This is a genomic window from Microseira sp. BLCC-F43 (genome assembly GCF_041929235.1).
Classification (GTDB): Bacteria; Cyanobacteriota; Cyanobacteriia; order Cyanobacteriales; family Aerosakkonemataceae; genus Microseira.
Window position 1 is genome coordinate 134640 of the sequence record NZ_JBHFNP010000040.1, and the last position, 16218, is coordinate 150857.

Annotated in this window: 15 protein-coding genes; 7 read left to right on the forward strand and 8 right to left on the reverse strand. The window is 49.3% G+C overall.

All coding sequences use genetic code 11. The features are described from left to right. Positions 1-86 precede the first annotated feature (86 nt). The gene (locus ACE1CM_RS07105; protein ID WP_374876698.1) at positions 87-887 is read right to left on the reverse strand and encodes an HpsJ family protein; all 801 of its coding nucleotides are present in this window, start codon (positions 885-887) and stop codon (positions 87-89) included. Between the two features lie 146 nt (positions 888-1033). Beyond that, on the reverse strand, positions 1034-1396 hold the full coding sequence (locus ACE1CM_RS07110; protein ID WP_374876699.1) for a transposase: 363 nt from the start codon (positions 1394-1396) through the stop codon (positions 1034-1036). Between the two features lie 325 nt (positions 1397-1721). On the opposite strand from ACE1CM_RS07110, the gene ACE1CM_RS07115 reads away from it, so the two are divergent. Continuing rightward, the gene (locus ACE1CM_RS07115; RefSeq protein ID WP_374876700.1) at positions 1722-2066 is read left to right on the forward strand and encodes an NAD(P)H-quinone oxidoreductase subunit M; all 345 of its coding nucleotides are present in this window, start codon (positions 1722-1724) and stop codon (positions 2064-2066) included. 127 nt (positions 2067-2193) lie between these two features. On the opposite strand, the gene ACE1CM_RS07120 is transcribed toward ACE1CM_RS07115, so the two are convergent. Further along, positions 2194-2451, reverse strand: a complete 258-nt coding sequence (locus tag ACE1CM_RS07120; protein WP_374876701.1) for a hypothetical protein — start codon at positions 2449-2451, stop codon at positions 2194-2196. A gap of 232 nt (positions 2452-2683) precedes the next feature. Here ACE1CM_RS07120 and ACE1CM_RS07125 point away from each other — a divergent pair, with 232 nt between their 5' ends. The 4 genes from ACE1CM_RS07125 to ACE1CM_RS07140 all read left to right on the forward strand — a co-directional run bounded on the left by ACE1CM_RS07125 (position 2684) and on the right by ACE1CM_RS07140 (position 8070). Then, positions 2684-2971 (forward strand): DUF6737 family protein, encoded by a 288-nt coding sequence (locus ACE1CM_RS07125; RefSeq protein ID WP_374876740.1) that lies wholly within the window; start codon positions 2684-2686, stop codon positions 2969-2971. 131 nt (positions 2972-3102) lie between these two features. Continuing rightward, the gene (locus tag ACE1CM_RS07130) at positions 3103-5616 is read left to right on the forward strand and encodes a protein phosphatase 2C domain-containing protein (RefSeq protein WP_374876702.1); all 2514 of its coding nucleotides are present in this window, start codon (positions 3103-3105) and stop codon (positions 5614-5616) included. Positions 5617-5689: 73 nt separating this feature from the next. Next, positions 5690-7264, forward strand: a complete 1575-nt coding sequence (locus ACE1CM_RS07135) for a CHAT domain-containing protein (RefSeq protein WP_374876703.1) — start codon at positions 5690-5692, stop codon at positions 7262-7264. A gap of 170 nt (positions 7265-7434) precedes the next feature. Next, a complete protein-coding gene (locus ACE1CM_RS07140) occupies positions 7435-8070 on the forward strand; it encodes a hypothetical protein (RefSeq protein WP_374876704.1) in 636 nt (211 codons plus the stop codon). On the opposite strand, the gene ACE1CM_RS07145 is transcribed toward ACE1CM_RS07140, so the two are convergent. From ACE1CM_RS07145 to ACE1CM_RS07160, 4 genes are all read right to left on the reverse strand, one after another. Then, positions 8057-9421, reverse strand: a complete 1365-nt coding sequence (locus ACE1CM_RS07145; protein ID WP_374876705.1) for a PrsW family glutamic-type intramembrane protease — start codon at positions 9419-9421, stop codon at positions 8057-8059. The genes ACE1CM_RS07140 and ACE1CM_RS07145 overlap by 14 nt on opposite strands. Before the next feature lie 178 nt (positions 9422-9599). Further along, positions 9600-9794 carry a hypothetical protein gene (locus ACE1CM_RS07150; protein WP_374876706.1) on the reverse strand — a complete coding sequence of 65 codons (195 nt, stop codon included), beginning with the start codon at positions 9792-9794 and terminating at the stop codon, positions 9600-9602. Positions 9795-9816: 22 nt separating this feature from the next. Continuing rightward, entirely contained in the window at positions 9817-10380 is a 564-nt protein-coding gene (gene def / locus ACE1CM_RS07155) for a peptide deformylase (RefSeq protein ID WP_374876707.1), read from the reverse strand. 427 nt (positions 10381-10807) lie between these two features. Further along, entirely contained in the window at positions 10808-13888 is a 3081-nt protein-coding gene (locus tag ACE1CM_RS07160) for a Calx-beta domain-containing protein (RefSeq protein WP_374876708.1), read from the reverse strand. Between the two features lie 207 nt (positions 13889-14095). Between ACE1CM_RS07160 and ACE1CM_RS07165 the strand changes: the two genes are divergently transcribed. Continuing rightward, positions 14096-15004 (forward strand): DUF3598 family protein, encoded by a 909-nt coding sequence (locus tag ACE1CM_RS07165; protein ID WP_374876709.1) that lies wholly within the window; start codon positions 14096-14098, stop codon positions 15002-15004. Positions 15005-15045: 41 nt separating this feature from the next. Here ACE1CM_RS07165 and aat read toward each other — a convergent pair whose 3' ends face one another. Beyond that, complete coding sequence (gene aat, locus ACE1CM_RS07170; RefSeq protein WP_374876710.1) at positions 15046-15621, reverse strand: leucyl/phenylalanyl-tRNA--protein transferase; 576 nt, start codon at positions 15619-15621, stop codon at positions 15046-15048. A gap of 84 nt (positions 15622-15705) precedes the next feature. Here aat and ACE1CM_RS07175 point away from each other — a divergent pair, with 84 nt between their 5' ends. Then, complete coding sequence (locus ACE1CM_RS07175) at positions 15706-16137, forward strand: hypothetical protein (protein ID WP_374876711.1); 432 nt, start codon at positions 15706-15708, stop codon at positions 16135-16137. Positions 16138-16218 lie beyond the last annotated feature (81 nt).

Below are 16218 nucleotides of genomic sequence, written 5' to 3' on the forward strand. Positions count from 1 at the left end.
ATCGATCCTACACACATGATTCCCAATACTACCCCGATGATTTCCACAGGTGCGATTAACCAAATGCCTTGGTAATGGCTCAATCCTTAGCGACGAGGAGGTTTGACACCGCCCACTAAACCGCTGACCCCGGTAAAGGCAATACCAAGGTAGCCTAGCCCCAATAGCAAGCTGCTGACGCCGCTGCGTACCGATGACTTGATCAAGTCTTGTCGGCTTTGCTTCAGGGTTTGATCCCGCTCGCTGCGAATTTGGGTCTGAGCTTCCTTCACTCTTTGCTCAAGTGCTTTAGGGTCTTGCTTAAACTGCTCTAATTGCTGTTTAATCGCCTGCAACTGATCGCGCTGCTGTCCTTGGACTCGACCGCTACTGATCGCTTGATCCAACTCAGAAAGCCTCCTGGGGTCTTGAGCCAGAGCGGCAACCTGTTGGGAGCGGTCTTTGAGTTGTGTTTCTGCTTGCTGGGATCTTGTACTAATTTGCTCAACCGTCCGTTGGTTGAGCAACCGCTGGCTGTTTACGTTCACAAAGGTCAGCCCTAAAAATGCTATTCCCAATAATACAGACAATGCCAGCGCTCCGGGTTGGAGTATGCCTGACAACCCTTTTTTGGTCGCTCCTGAATTGCTGTCAATCCAAAACCCAGCAAACAGGAAAGCCAGACCGACCATTGGGATAATACCCCTGTCGATTAATTGGGTTGTAACGGAAACTGTCTGTTGCAGACCCAGAAGTTGCAACTGTTCGGGATTGAGGTTAGTCGGTGTAACGGGGGGAAACAGTAAAACTGCGTAGTCAATCAGGGAGGACAAGATCATAATTACTCCCACTAGCTGGAAAATTCCGGCAGCTACGGAAGAAGGTTGGCGGCTAGTTGTCGCTTTCATAGCTTAGTGTTTTGTTAATCGGTGATACTCTAGTTTATTTAAGCGCAATTGACTATAGCTAGTTTTTGACACTCCCCAGCCCTCGAAGGGCGGGGATTCTTGATTCAACGTCCAACCCTAACCCCGCTTTCCTTGCTCCAACGAAGCTAGAGGGTCGGACTCCCCAAGCGTGTAGCTTCCGGTGTGTCTACAGAACGACTGTGTTTCCTAAACTTTGGGAATCCCTTGTTGCCGGAAATCTGCTTTTTGCAGTTGTCGTAAAACCGTGCCATCCCAGACCAGCAAAGCTCCAAGGATGCCTGATAAGCATGAGAGTTCAAGGCTGCAACAAAGGGAAATTCAGCCCTTAGTTGCCTGTTGTAGCGATACAAATCCCCACGGCTGACCCTGTTGTTATCCATCCAGTACCGCCAGCACTTGTTGGCAACGAACTGGGCAATCCAAATCGCTTGATCAATTGCCTGGTACTGGGTTGGCTTGCCTTTGACCTTGAACTCGTAAACCAACATTTTGACGCTGAACTTGCTGGCGTAAAGTTATGATACCATGACGGCGATTAAAATCCTCCTAGAACAGAGCTGATCCCCACCTTTGAAACATCAAGGCTAAGCGAAGTCTTTTCTCGGCGAGCCAAAGAAACCGCTGGAGAGAGGCCGGTGCTGGCTTTGCCTTACCAGGAGAGAAAAAGCGATTTTTTTAGATGGGGTAGCGCCAGCGGTAGGGAGGCATATCCCCCGCTCCCCCCAGAGAGTTTTTTTGCTTGTCCGCGACTGAGGGGTAGGGGAGTATGTCACAATGTGTTCCAGTGTATTTGGCGATTGAAGCATTATCCCCATGCTGCTCAAGTGTACAACCCGTCATATTCGGATTTTTGCTGCTGAGGTCGAGAACAACGAGCTAGCACCTAGCGACAGCGTTCTAACGTTGGATATCGATCCGGATAATGAATTGAATTGGAACGAAGAAGCGCTGCAACAGGTTTATCGCATGTTCGATGAACTGGTTGAGTCTTATAGCGGCGAAGATTTGACGGAATATAATCTCCGTCGCATTGGTTCGGATTTGGAGCATTTCGTGCGCGGTCTCCTACAAAGCGGTCAAATCAGTTATAACCTCAACAGTCGCGTTCTCAACTACAGTATGGGCTTGCCTCAAGTGGCATCTGAAGGAAGCGTATAGATGCAGATGGTTTGAACGCTTTTGAGCAGGCAGAGTTTCTAGGGAGACCTATGGGGTAAGCTTCCCCTCGCCTTCTCCCTTATCCTTCTCCCTTGTTCGGAGCAATCCGGATCGAGGACGCAGCCAGTTAAGATCCTTTTGTCTTTTTTTGCTCTAAAAATTCTTTAAAGGCCACTTGACGATTGACCATAAAACGGCTCCAAAAACCCGGAATAAAATCATCCATCGTGCTGACAAGCGCCCAAATCTCAAGGTTCGTTAACTGATGGCGCTGGGAGTGCGATCGCTTGAGGTTTTCCAGTTGCTGAGCCACCTTTTGGTTCTCAGGTGATTCTGCCGCTGAATTCTTTTGCTCTGGCAATTGGTTAAATTGAAATTCAGGCATAGCGATCCGCCAAAAGATTTTGATGCGCTAACATTAAAATAATCCAAAAGCTAGATCGAATAGCAAAAAGATTTGTATAAACAAATCTATTTAAAATTTGGCTGGCAAGAGGTGAGTAGCTCAGTAGCCCAAACCGCTTCCCCACCTAATATTTAATAAAATAAAAACTACCGATCTATAGCTTGTGGAATTTTTTGTTAACGCTGCTCAAAAGTTATTATTTAAAGATATCATGTCTGCTCAACAACCTGTAAGCCCTTGGAGTTATAAACCTTGGTGGTGCCAGCCTTGGTCGATCCTGCTTTTTGGCATAACCCTAATCGGCGGCAGTTGGGTGCTGCTCAAAACCTTGTGGGTGACGGTTCTGGTATCTATTCCAGTATCTGCCTGGATGGGCTTCTTTTTATTAATTTGGCCCGGGCTGATGAGGCAAAGCGGCGGCATGCAGCCTCTGGAGCAGGAAACCCCAGATATGATGGAAAAATCCGGTCAAGGGCCAACCAGGGGCGAATATAACTGAAAATTGCCCATGTTGAACCCAAAAATCAAGCGCTAAAATAGGCGCTCGTTGATACAGATGCAGCAATTTAAGTAGAGAGCGCCGGTGTCCGCTGACAACACACCGAAGGCTGATAGACGCGAGGAACCTTAATGCACGACACAGCTAAGATTAGTTGTCCCTTCTGTCAGGCAATCAATCCAGAGACTCACAGGTTTTGCCAGCAGTGTCGTGCCATTTTGCCCAAACGGTATTTGTATGCTCTGGGTAAGGGGATAGAAAGCTTAACACAAGGGCAACTTTTGGCAGAGCGCTATTTGATCGAGAGCGCGAGTGAAGCAGCGAACCTGGAGCATCCAGTCGGCGACAGCCAGGGGTTTGGGGTAGGGTCTTTGAAGCACAATCGCATCGTACTCGATACCAAACCGGGGTTGCCGCCAGAGTTTCCATCGGATATTCCACCCGCAATTAGCCCTTACCTGCGGCTGTTTCCCTATCGACTGCACGTGCCTCAAGTCTTCGGAGTGGCGACGCTGGAAAAAAAAGGCAAGACTGAGGAAATTTGGCTGCTAGAGCAAGCACCCATCTACAGGGAACAGCAGCAGCGAAAAACACAGGTCAAACCGCAGCTAGTGCCCGAATTAACCCACGTTTGGCAAGGCGCATCCCCATTGCGCCAGCTCAATTGGTTGTGGCAGATAGGGACGCTGTGGCAGCCGTTTAGCAGCGAAGGGGTTGCGTCTAGCTTGCTTTGTCCAACCCTGCTGCGAGTAGAAGGGGGGCTAGTGCGACTGCTGCAATTGCAACAAGATCGTTCGCCCCCAGCGTTAAGCCAACTTGGCGATCTGTGGCGGCAATGGGTAGAAGGCGCAAACCCAATCGTGGCGGAATTTATCGCACAACTGTGCCAACAAATGATTGAGGGGCAACTATCCGGCGATCGCTTGCTTGCTGAGTTAGATTTAGCACTGAATAACTGCGGGAAAACTCTAGACCGCAGCTATGAAATTATCACCCGCACCGATAAAGGCCCCAGCCGCCAGCGCAATGAAGATGCCCGCTACCCGAACAGCGACATGCCAAACAGTTTTGAGTTCTCAGGACAAAATTCCCAGTCCAAACAACGCTCAAATACATCCAGCTACACTCCCTTGGCAATTGTCTGCGACGGCATCGGGGGACATGAGGGGGGCATGGTTGCTTCCAAATTGGCAGTTGAAACCATCCAACAGCAACTCCAGCAGGTGAGAAATGACGGCAGTTGGCAACCAGAAACCCTATCAACCAAATTAGAAATAGCAGTTTGTGCCGCTAACGACCAGATCAGTCAGCGCAACGATGCCGAACAGCGACAGCAACGGCAACGCATGGGAACCACCCTGGTGATGGCATTAGCCTACGGTCATGAAATTTACATCACCCACGTGGGAGATAGTCGAGCCTACTGGATATCGCGCAGCGGATGCCATCAGGTCACCTTAGACGATGATGTGGCTTCGCGGGAAGTGCGGCTGGGTTACTCTCTTTATCGGGAAGCACTGCAACAAATCGGGTCGGGTTCTTTGGTTCAGGCATTGGGCATGAATTCCTCGATGAACCTGCATCCTACAGTCGGGCGGTTTGTCGTCGATGAAGACTGTATTTTCCTGCTGTGTTCCGATGGTTTAAGCGACGGCGATCGCGTAGAGCAGTTCTGGGAAGAGGAGATTATACCAGTTTTAGACGGAAAAGTCGATCTGGCAAGCGCCGCCGCCAGGCTGATCGAAATTGGCAACACCCTCAACGGACATGACAACGTTACCGTGGGTTTGCTTCACTGTCGAGTCAGCGTTAACCCAGAAATGCTCCCCAGTAGGTTGACGGGTAATGGAACATCCTCCCCCGCCCCCGATATCCAAACTGCCATCCACAGTACGCAGCGACCTGCCTCTGGGAGGGCCCAAAACCCATCTACCGTACTCAAGACGCGGCTGCTTTTAACCCCACGCCGCGAGGGCAGCTTGTTACCGCTTTTGTGCGCCATTGGGCTGCTTTTGGGGTTGGGCGGGGCTATGGCCTACCTGCTGATACCAGAAGTAGGGCAGAAAGTAAAGTCGGTTATTTTTAATTCCAGTCCCAGCCCCTCTACTAAGCCTTCAAGTCCGGCTGCGCCAGCCTCGTTCAGTCCAGGGTCTTTTATTTTAGTCAAAAGTTCAGCAGAAAGCGGTTCGGGCCAGATCCGCGACTTGGTACTGTTCCAACAGCCGGTGCCAGAGTCCGGTTTATCGGCAACCGTACCGGGGCAGAAAAAAGTCCCCGCGGGTAGCATTTTACAAGTCCTGAGCAAGCAGGCAACACCAGGGGAGGATGTCTGGCTAAGGCTGAAAGTTTGCTCGCTACCCAAAACCAGAGCAGGAAATACAACGGTCAAACCTACTGCGGCTCAGTCCGTACAACATCAGGAACCCGTGAAGAAAAACCCAACTGCAACCAACCTCAGTCCGCCGCCGCAGAGAGATACGCCTGAGGGCACGCGGCGCGAACGCGCTGGGGCGCCCCAGGAAAATCCCCTGCTAGAACCGGGAGAAACCGGCTGGATCAAAGAAGCGGATCTTACTTCCTTTGCGCTGCCAACCTCAACGGTTCCTGCCCCACGACAGGGAAAATGCGCTGCTGTTACGGATTAGTCCGGGTTGTTGCTGCCAATCTCGACAGAAAATTGATACAGTCTAGGTCTAGGTTTAATATCCAGTGTTCTCAATGTCGCCATCTGAGAGTCCTTGCCTCAACTTGAGCGTAGATCGCCTGGTAGCTGCTGGGGCAGACCACTTTGCCATCTGGGTTGTGAAAGCTCCTTATCCAGGTGGATATGTCCACCACGACTGCATTTGGCTAGAAACCTTGACGCAAACTTGGTTGGGGTGGCAACAAATGTTTTCCCTCTCTCAACCCCCAAAACCACCTGTTGTTGCAGATTATTCTAACCAGACTACCAGTTACAGCAGTCGTCTGATGCAACAGTTGGGAATTGAACTTTGGCAATGGTTATTCGATGGGCCGATTCAACGCAGTTTGGAACACAGCCAAGGCATCGCTACCGGACAGGAGCAATTTTTGCGGTTGCGTCTGGAAATTCGCGACCCGGACTTGATCGTCCTGCCTTGGGAAATTATGCAACCCCAAGCTGGGACGCAAGCGATTTCTTTAAACCACCAAAAATTGCTATTCAGTCGCACCACCAGCGATGTTGACCCCCTACCGCCCCGGCGCACGGATCACGCTTTAAATATCCTGCTGATTTTAGGAGAGAACCTTCCCACTGGGCGCAAAACTGCCAGCCGTTTGGATCTGGAAAAAGAGGGGAGAACTTTAACCAAACTTTTGGAACACAGCGGACAGATCGGTTCGGCGGGCGGTTCTGGCACGTTTGTTCCCTGTCTGGTGGATACGCTGATCCAGCCAACCCCATCCGAACTAATTGCGCGGTTGGAAAGCGGCAGTTACAACATCATGTTTTATGCGGGTCATGGGGAACCCGCCCCAGACGGCGGCTTGTTGTTTTTGGGGCCAGGAGTTACCATGAACGGCACGGAACTGGCGCAGGTGCTGACTCGGTGTCGCGTCACCCTCGCCGTTTTCAATGCTTGCTGGGGCGCTCAACCCGTACACCAGGGACAAACTAGCATTCCCCGCAGCAGTTTGGCAGAAGTGCTGATCCATCATGGAGTGCCAGCAGTGTTGGCCATGCGCGATGCCATCGCCGACCAAGAAGCGTTAAGTTTTATACAAACTTTTGCCCGATCGTTAGCAGAGCGGATGCCGATCGATCGTGCTGTGGCGGTAGCAAGACAGCAGCTGCTGACGCTGTATAAATTTAATCAACCAGCCTGGACTTTGCCGGTTCTATACTTGCATCCAGAATTTGACGGTCAGCTGATCCAACCGTTAGACGGCATCACCGAATTACCCAATACCTCGACTTGGATCGGACAAGTCCGCCCCAGTGCTTTCTTGCGCCGAGTCGGAGCGACAAATAAAATTTGGCGGATTTACGGTGGATTGATGTGGGTGGGACGAAATCAAAGGAACGATTTGGTCATTCCCGAACCCTGGGTTTCTCAAAAACATGCGAAAATATTTTGCCGCGAAGAGCGGATCGAAAATAAGGCAAAAGCAACTTATTTTCTGAATGATGAATCTCGCTTCGGTACACTGATTTTAGGCGCTACGGGTTGGCAAAAGGTTCATCATCAAGAAGTGCCTTTGCAGTCAGGGATGCAGCTCAAGTTTGGCAGTTCCCAAGGCCAAAGTTGGGAATTTGTCATCGACACATAGTTTGACCCCAATCTCGTCCCCGGTCTGAGCATCCCATGCCCTATAACTGATGTACTTTGAGGTCACACAGAAACAATTGAATAAATGGCGACCAGTTGCGGAACTCGTGGAAGTGCTGGTGTAGCTAACCACACCAGCGTGCATAGAGAGTGGATTGTTGGAGCAGAATCATGGTAAACACAAATAACGGTTATTCGGAATATTCTGAACGCTTACAGACTCAAGCGGTACAGGAGCTAGTGCAGCTACTGTGGCAGGAGGAAGAGGTATCCTATCCCTGGAATCCACTCGCGCCAGAGTCGGAAGGTTTTTTTGCCGAACTAGAACAGGAATTTACTTTAGAGGATTGGTCGGCGACGGAAATAAGGACGCGCTCCGCAGCTTTCTTCTCTGAGATAGAACAACTTTGGCCTGAAAATGTTCCCAACGGGATTTTGGTACGCCTGCAAGCATCTTTATCAGATCGGTTTGCCTGTCGCGTTCCTTCCCACTGGTTAGATGCAATCGCTACCAAAGCCAGCGAACTAATTGACGCCACCGCATATCCTGCCCCGGCACTGTCTTTAATGGATCGAATGATACAATGCGTCCAGGAATTACTTCCCAATTGGGCAGAAGACGATTTGCAAGTGTTGGCGCGTCCTTTAGCCTATGCAATGCGGGGCGCAGAAGCCGAAACGGTTGAATTAGCCTTGGGAGCAGTTCGACCTCTAGATTGGACTGAGTTATCGGAAATAGAACGGGCGCGTTTGAGTTTAGCGATCGCGCGCATCGCTTTAGATGAATTGGAAACTACGGACGAGTAATAAAACGGGTGGCGAAATTTTGCGATCGCGTCGGCGACAAGGCACGGGCTTTCAGGATTGCCGCCGCTAGAAAAGCATAGGATAAAACCCCGACCACTGCCAATCCGAACCCGCTGAAAAACCCCGTTGCGTTCCAAAGCGCATGGAGTCCGGCAGCACTTAAGTAACCCACCCCCAGAATTTTCCAGAAGTTGCGGGGTTTGAGGACGCTCAACCCGATAAAATACCCCAAATAGCCGCTATAGGCCATGTGTCCGGCGACAGACCCCATAATGCGAGGAATCAGCAACTGCAATCCTACAAGTTGTCCGGCGCCTTCTCCCGCCTGAAACGTCACGTTCTGGATCGCCTCAGGTACGTACTGTCCCAGGGTTTCCAATAGGGTAAAACCTACAGCAGAGGCAGCTCCCAGCAAAATCCCATCCAGCGGTTCCCAGACGCCGATACGTTCTCGCCAAGGTGATGGCAGCTGGCGTGCCAGTAAATAGGCTCCTACCACGGGCAACGCCTTCAGCAGTTCCTCCATCAATCCTGCTCCAAAAAACATTCGCATCAGCAAAACCGGAAAGCTGACAGACTCGGTTTCAGTGGGGATGCTTCCTGGCAGGAATTCGCGAAAAATTAGCAAAAATACCTGTAGTAGGGGACTGACTAAAATCAAGACAGTCATGAGGGCAGATGCCAACAACACCCACCAAGGTTTATGCTTGCCGCAGAGCTGGTAAACAAAGTAGTAAGCAGCACCCGCCAGATAAGCTGCCAGCAACATGTTGAACGCCAGCGGCTCTCCTACCGCAGTAAACATCAGCACCACAAATCCCACTGTGACGATCGCTGGCATCAAAAAAGCTTTTTGTTTGAGCTGTCGTCCAGTGGAGAGGATGGGAAACAGTTGGCTGATAGTAACCCGATCTAACCTACCAGAAGGATTTGAGATGGCTGGTGTTGCCATCAATGGTCTAGCAGCGTGGGTTGGCGCTGAGCGAAACGACCCCGGAGTTTGGCTGATCGGGTTGTACTCAAAGATAAATTCCGGGCCGTTTTTACCCAACTGAATCCGATCGCCCGTTCGCAAATAGCGGCATCCCTGCAAGCGTTCCCCGTTGACGTAAGTGCCGTTGGCGCTATTGAGGTCGCAAATTTCCCAGATACCAGCATTTACCGGGCGGACTGCGGCATGACGCCTGGACACCATCCCGTACTCATCCGAGTCCAAAACGATTTCGCAGCCGAAGTCTCGCCCGATAATAACTTCACCCGTCGTTGTCAGTTTGTGGCGCAGTTGAGATTCCCCTAACCCACTAGGGGACAGATGCCTGAGAAATCCTACAGAACGGTCAAACCCTGTCATTTTCGGTTCTCTAGTGGGTCGCCAACGACTTTTTGAGCAACGACTAACTCTAGCTGCTAGTTATCTCAAAAGTGCGGCTAATGGCTAATGTCACGATATTAGTAAGATCTTCTCTCTCCCAATTAGCAATTAGCTATTAGCAACGCGCAAGTTATAACTAGCAACTTGCTTTACTACTTTATTGGTTTGCTTTTGCATCTCTAACAGCAGCCCAGAAAAGCCATCCAGTTAGAGGGACACTAATTAACAGGATCGTAGTGGTGACCATCGTGCCTAATTCAGGGTTTCCCGAAGACAGCTCGAATATGGAACCAACCGCAGCGATCGCGCTGATACAAGCAGCGCCCAAAAATAAACCGCTCTTTGGAGTCATTACATTCACGATATATAACTCCTTATGCTACTGGTTTGACCGCTTGGGTCGAAAAGCCGTGTTTATCTAGCTCTTGGGTTAGCGCCAAACGATTTTCTACCCGGTCTACAAATAGCACCCCAGTCAAGTGATCCATTTCGTGTTGAATCGCACGGGATAGCAGTCCAGTCGCGGTTATTGTCCGAGGACGCCCGTATTCATCTTTATAAGACACCTCAATGGCTTCGGGTCGTTTTACGTCTAAATAAACCCCCGGAATGCTCAGACAGCCTTCCTGAGCCACGCAGATGTCTCTACTGGCCTTTTTGATCGTGGGATTCACCAGAATCAGCGGTTGATTTGCTGGGTTATCCGGTTCGCAATCAATAACGATTAGTTGTTTGTGAATCGCCACTTGGGGGGCTGCCAAACCGATGCCATCGGCGCTGTACATCGTTTGCAGCATTTGTCGCGCCAGGTCGCGGATTTCCGCATCTACCTTGGCAATGCGCTTAGCTGGGTAGCGTAACGCGCGATCGCCCAGATAGTGAATTTCCAAAGGCGGATTTTCTAACTTTTTCTTTTCCACCAAAACCTCAGAAGCCATTTAACCGTTACCAAAACAGTAATTTCCCATTCTTACTTTCATCTTAATCTCAAACACTGTGAGTCAGGGAGACAGGACTTACCCAAGGGCGTTGCCAGAAACCCGGTTTCTGAGTCGATCTCTCGCCACCAAACCCAAGATTTTTCCTAGAAACCCGGTTTCTGAGTCGATCTCTCGCCACCAAACCCAAGATTTTTGAGAGAAACCGGGTTTCTTCTGGGATCTCTCGCCACCAAACCCAAGATTTTTGAGAGAAACCGGGTTTCTTCTGGGATCTCTCGCCACCAAACCCACGATTTTTTAGAGAAACCGGGTTTCTTTGCTTAATTCCTGGGAGATTTGGACAATGGGGGGAGCGGAGGCGGTCAGAGAATTACCCTTTTCCCTCCTGCCGATTTCCCCCATTGCTTGATTGGGAAAAGATGCCTTAGAAAGGCACGATCGCAAACGGATCGAAGTTGACACTGCCAGCACCCGTTCCGGCGATTGCAGAAGGTCCACTGGTGCCGAACGGACCTGTAGGCGAATCCCACCAGTTATTGGTGGCATCGATCGTCCCAGTACCGCCGTGGTAAAAAGCGGCATTGCTATTCCCAATCAGGTTATTCCGATTGACGTTAACAGTTCCGGTGATATTGTCTCCATCTCTAATAGATATACCGTTGAACGAATTGGTGATGACGTTTCCGGTAATGTTTGCGGTTCCTAGATTGATGGCAGGGTTTAAACCGGAATTCCGCAGTCGGATACCGCCTCGATCTGCCCCACTGGTGGTGTTGGCGTTGGTGACTTTGTTGTTGGTAATATTGGCGTTGCCACCTGCGAGTTGAATCCCTTGTTCTCCTACATTGCTGACCCTATTGTTGGCAATTAGATTGGAATTCACTGCGCCATTGAGCGCGTCGGCGGCGATTCCGGGTCCGGTTAGGTTAGCGATCAAGTTATCGGAAATTACCGTATTACCGCTAATGCGAAATGCCTGGATTCCACTTGTAACGTCGGTGGTTGTCGTGACATCGCGGATCAAGTTTTCGGAGATTCTTGCCGATGAATTTGCTTGACCCAAAAAGTCTAAATAGATAATACCGCTATCTGCCGGTCCAGCTCCGTCAAATTCATTTTGACGAATGACGATATTATTATTCTGTTGACTATTGTCTACGGTAACCTGGTATCGAATGGCATTCTGCCCATTGGTGCGAATTCGCAACCCTTCAAACGTGACGTTATTGCCAGAAACAACCTGAAAAACTGGTTGATTTGCTGTGCCGACGGTCACAATTGCCGGGTTCGTTGTTACCCCGTTGGTGGGGTTTGTCCCCGCATTCGGTCCGCGGAACGTCAACGGTTTGTTGATAGTAATCGTTGAATCGCCAGCGTTGTTATTGTATGTACCTGCTCGCAGAAAAATGATGTCGTTATTTTGAGCATCGGTGACAGCTGTATTAATGTTTGTGCGACCAAACCGGAATGTGCCATTCTGGTCAAATACCAGAATCGGCTCGGCCGCTGCTGACAGATTTAACGGTTGCTCATCTATAATGCTGACCGTCGCTGTATCTGGCGCAGCTACAATGTAATCGCTATTTCGACCGATGCTGACCGTCACCGTTTCGGTTGGTTCGCTGCCACCCACATTAGTGGGTACAATTTGAATTAAATCAGAGACAGTTTTACCTGCGGCAATCGTAACTGAACCCGTTAATGCACCTGCGTTAAAGTCATCGCTAGAAGCTGTGCCACTAACTGTGTAATTGATCGTGAGGTCTTTACTGGTATCGCCACCAGTCCGCGAGAATTGAAACGTACCGGCTTTAGATCCCTGTTCAAATGCAGTCGGGTCAGGTGCGGTGACAAAAACAATCGGTAGCGCACCGGGTTGTACAATTGGCCCATCGGCAATGTTCACCGTAGCGGTTAAGGGGGTTTGCGGGTTGTAACCGGGAAGGTCAACCAGGGTTAGCGTCACGGTTTCATTACCTTCACCCGCTAAAGTATCGCCGAGGGGGATAATCGGAATCGTGACAGTGTTAGAACCAGCTGGAATAATGACAACACCGCTTAAGGGGTTGTAGTCGGTGTCTTTGGTGGCTGTGCCTGAAATAGTGTAATTTATCGGCAGCGGTTTTTCTGTAGGACAAGGGAGAGAAATCGTGAACTCGCCTGTATCTATGGGACTGCCGATGGAAGCTTCGGTTGCGAACCCATCGGTGGCTATAATCCGCACATCCGGAGGTCCTGCTGGGATGAATGAAGTGCCATCGATTTTTTCTCTATTAAACCCTTGCAAAACGACTAAAAACTCGCCCGTACCTTTATCCTGAATAATCGTGTTGGCAGCATCAGCGCCGGTTCCTTGGAAGATATTTAAATTGTCGTAAGTTAGACCGCCAGTTAGCGAGATGAAATCGATACAAGCTTGAAAGTCAGTAATAACATCGGCATCTTCTCGTTTGGGACCGCCAGTTGTTTTAGTTGCAGCATTCGGTATTTCGCTTACCCGACCGATAACGAAGGTGTCGCTGATAGTGTCGCCTGCGACATCGCCCGTGAGGGTATCGGCACCAAGGTCGCCGTAGAGAACATCGCTGCCTTTGTCGCCAAACAAGCGATCGCTTTCCATCCCTCCCCGCAGTGTATCGTCGTCCTGTCCGCCATAGAGGGTGTCTTTAGCCATGTTGCCCACAAGGATGTCATCCCCTTGGTTGCCGTACATGACGTCGTTACCACCAAGACCAAATATCGTGTCGTTCCCTTCGTTGCCGAACAGAACATCGTTACCGCTGCCGCCAAATTGACTTTCTTCACCTTGGTCGCCGAATATCAAGTCGCTATCGGCACCGCCATAGATCGTGTCGTCACCCAAGTCTCCGTATAACGTATCATTGCCCTTGTCTCCAAACAGGGAGTCATTTTGCATTCCTCCCCGCACTATGTCGTTACCTTGACCCCCATAGGCGGTGTCGTTGCCCATGTTGCCATTGATGGTGTCGTTGCCTTGGTTAGCGGATATAAAGTCGTTTCCGTCACTGCCAAAGAGGAAGTCGTTATCCAGATCGCCATACAGGCTATCGTTACCCAGATCGCCATGCAGTTGATCGTTGTCCCTGCCTCCTTGCAGCAGATCGTTATCTTTACCGCCTCGGATGGTATCGTTGCCCTTGTTGCCAAAGATAACATCATCTTGTTGACCGCCAAATAGCAGGTCGTTATCGTCTAAACCATATATTGTGTCGCTACCTTGGTCGCCAGAAACCGTATCGTTTCCCTTGTCTCCGTACAGCTGGTCGTTGTCTTGACCTCCGTACAGCTGGTCGTTGTCTTGACCTCCCCGGAGAGTATCGTTCCCCCTATTGCCGTAGAGGATATCGTTGTTTTCAAAGCCGAATAGCAGGTCGTTGCCGTCCTCTCCCAGCACCGTGTCATTCCCAGCGAGACCGAGAATTGTGTCATTCTCTGCTGTCCCGTTGAGAAAATCGCTATTGGGCGTGCCGACGATAAATACCATTTCTGAAACTCCTCACTACCCACGTCATATACTTTAATGTTTCTGTTTACGCTCAACTAATATTTCCGTAATAATGCCTATTTGTAGTCAATTTTAGGCCGAAGGTGTCTGGGGTCAATCCTTAGCCTGGAAAGCCTTGGGGTGAATGGTAAGCGATAATACTTAGTAATTTACCCGCAGAAAGTTGGTGAATCTGGAGTTGAACCGATGGGAGAGTGGGATATATATGGACAAGCCTTGCGATCGCAATGGGAATGTTTGCTGCAAAATCTAGGTGTCTGGCAGGGTTCGTTTACCAGCTTCTCACCTCAGGGAGAATTACTTGAAGATACACCTACGGTAGTTTCTCTCCAAGGATTGAACGACAACAAAACCATCCGCCAGATAGTTCGTCGCTATCTTCCTTTAACCAGTCCCACGGGAGAACTAGAACCACAGGAGTTGGTTCTGGAGTACAGTTATCTCAATCGCAGCATCTTGTTTTTCAACAATGGTGCTTTTTCCCAAGGTGCGATGCAGTTTTCACCCTTTTCTGAATTCGGTGCTGAGTTAGGCTTAATTGAGACCGATCGCCGTCTGCGCCTGCTACAAATGTATAATCGCAATTCTCAGCTAGAGAAAATCACCCTGATTCGGGAAAAACTCAGAGGAGAAAATAACAGCCCCAATCCCCCTGTAGTGGCAGAACAGCCTAATTTAACTGTAGATGACCTGTTGGGCGAATGGCAGGGACAAGCTGTAACGATTTATCCTGACTTGCGATCGCCTGATATCTATCCCACTAAACTGCAAATTTATCTTAATGATGCCGGTCGTTTGGTGCAGCAACTCAGTTTTGCCGATCGCACCATCACCTCATCTGCCAGAATTGATGGCAAATTCCTCTATTTTGACCAAGGTTCCCAACCCGTACAAGTCTTGTTGTTACCTAACGGTGCTTCTTGTAACTGTCCCTGGCAAATTAAGAACCGTCAAGCTTTTATCCTGGAAGTGGGTTGGATGCACGCACCTAACCAACGACAGCGGATGATTCGCAGTTACGACGCCAAGGGTGGATGGGTTAGTTTAACCCTGGTAACTGAATCTAAGGTAGCGGGTGAGCAGGTGAGCAGGTGAGCATGGGAGCATGGGAGAATATAAATTCAAATTCTCATATCCTAGAGTAAAGAACAACGACGACTTAGAGCTTGTTGGAGCAGGGTTTGATATTCTTTTTCTGTAACGGTATAGGCTCCAAATCTTTCTAGATGGGGGTTGTTCATCTGGGCATCAAACACGACGAACCCCCGATCCCGCAGTCGTTGTACTAACTTTACCATTGCTACTTTCGACCCTTCTGGAATGCGGTAAAACATCGATTCGCCGATAAAAGCGCCCCCGATGACAATTCCTAAAATCCCTCCTGCGAGTCGATCTCCTTCCCAAGTTTCAAAGCTTTGAGCAATTCCCCTTTGATAAAGCGCCCAGTAAATCTCCTGTAACTCCCTGGAGATCCAGGTGCTTTCCCTGCCAGCACATCCGGCAACGACGGCTTTAAAATCTTGGTTAATGGCTACGGTGAAGCGATCGCTATTCAGCACCCGACGCAGCGACTTCGGGTAGCGAAACCGTGAATCCAAGGGAATTAGCGCCCGCTTGCGGCTAGAATACCACCCCAAATTCCCCGTTTCATCTGCCATGAGGAAGTATCCCTGAGCATATCCCTCGATTATTGCGGTAATATCAAGCTGCATATATCGGCTGATTCTGGTAATATTTTTACTAAGCTACAATTAATTTGTCTATAAAAATCCGGTTTAAACCCAAGCTTTAATGCTATGAAAAAGTTTGAGCAAGTTCCACTCCTTGAGAGTACTTTAACCCATCTCCTCAATAAAACCCAGAAAGATTGGGGCTATTGCCAAATCAAGAAAAAAGATAATGTTTATACTTTACACCTTGTGGGTACTGATGAGGCTATGCTCACTGTTTCCTACGAATCCGGTCACATTTATAAGTTATATTGGTATGAAAATTCTACTCCAGACGTATCAGTACAAACCAAGCTGAATAAAATATACAATAAGCCAACCCGAACTTATACCAAACAAAGAATTTATCAAGTTTGCTATCAACACCATTCAAATGCTTTGAGATTTTCCATTAATCAAATGTTTGCTGAATTGGTCAAAGCCAAGATTATTGAAGATACCTCAAAACAAACCAAAGAAGATGAAAAGCCACCCCTAGTTACCGTTGTACAAGACTGACGGCGATCTGAGGCCAAATTGTTAAATTAAAATTAAATAGGAATTTCAACCGTATAACTTGTCAAGTCCTCAGGATGGTTA

Coding starts and splice junctions, on each gene's coding strand:
- ACE1CM_RS07105 (WP_374876698.1), bottom strand. CDS start 887: ATGAAAGCGACAACTAGCCGCCAACCTTCTTCCGTAGCTGCCGGAATT.
- ACE1CM_RS07110 (WP_374876699.1), bottom strand. CDS start 1,396: ATGTTGGTTTACGAGTTCAAGGTCAAAGGCAAGCCAACCCAGTACCAG.
- ACE1CM_RS07115 (WP_374876700.1), top strand. CDS start 1,722: ATGCTGCTCAAGTGTACAACCCGTCATATTCGGATTTTTGCTGCTGAG.
- ACE1CM_RS07120 (WP_374876701.1), bottom strand. CDS start 2,451: ATGCCTGAATTTCAATTTAACCAATTGCCAGAGCAAAAGAATTCAGCG.
- ACE1CM_RS07125 (WP_374876740.1), top strand. CDS start 2,684: ATGTCTGCTCAACAACCTGTAAGCCCTTGGAGTTATAAACCTTGGTGG.
- ACE1CM_RS07130 (WP_374876702.1), top strand. CDS start 3,103: ATGCACGACACAGCTAAGATTAGTTGTCCCTTCTGTCAGGCAATCAAT.
- ACE1CM_RS07135 (WP_374876703.1), top strand. CDS start 5,690: ATGTCGCCATCTGAGAGTCCTTGCCTCAACTTGAGCGTAGATCGCCTG.
- ACE1CM_RS07140 (WP_374876704.1), top strand. CDS start 7,435: ATGGTAAACACAAATAACGGTTATTCGGAATATTCTGAACGCTTACAG.
- ACE1CM_RS07145 (WP_374876705.1), bottom strand. CDS start 9,421: ATGACAGGGTTTGACCGTTCTGTAGGATTTCTCAGGCATCTGTCCCCT.
- ACE1CM_RS07150 (WP_374876706.1), bottom strand. CDS start 9,794: ATGACTCCAAAGAGCGGTTTATTTTTGGGCGCTGCTTGTATCAGCGCG.
- def (WP_374876707.1), bottom strand. CDS start 10,380: ATGGCTTCTGAGGTTTTGGTGGAAAAGAAAAAGTTAGAAAATCCGCCT.
- ACE1CM_RS07160 (WP_374876708.1), bottom strand. CDS start 13,888: ATGGTATTTATCGTCGGCACGCCCAATAGCGATTTTCTCAACGGGACA.
- ACE1CM_RS07165 (WP_374876709.1), top strand. CDS start 14,096: ATGGGAGAGTGGGATATATATGGACAAGCCTTGCGATCGCAATGGGAA.
- aat (WP_374876710.1), bottom strand. CDS start 15,621: ATGCAGCTTGATATTACCGCAATAATCGAGGGATATGCTCAGGGATAC.
- ACE1CM_RS07175 (WP_374876711.1), top strand. CDS start 15,706: ATGAAAAAGTTTGAGCAAGTTCCACTCCTTGAGAGTACTTTAACCCAT.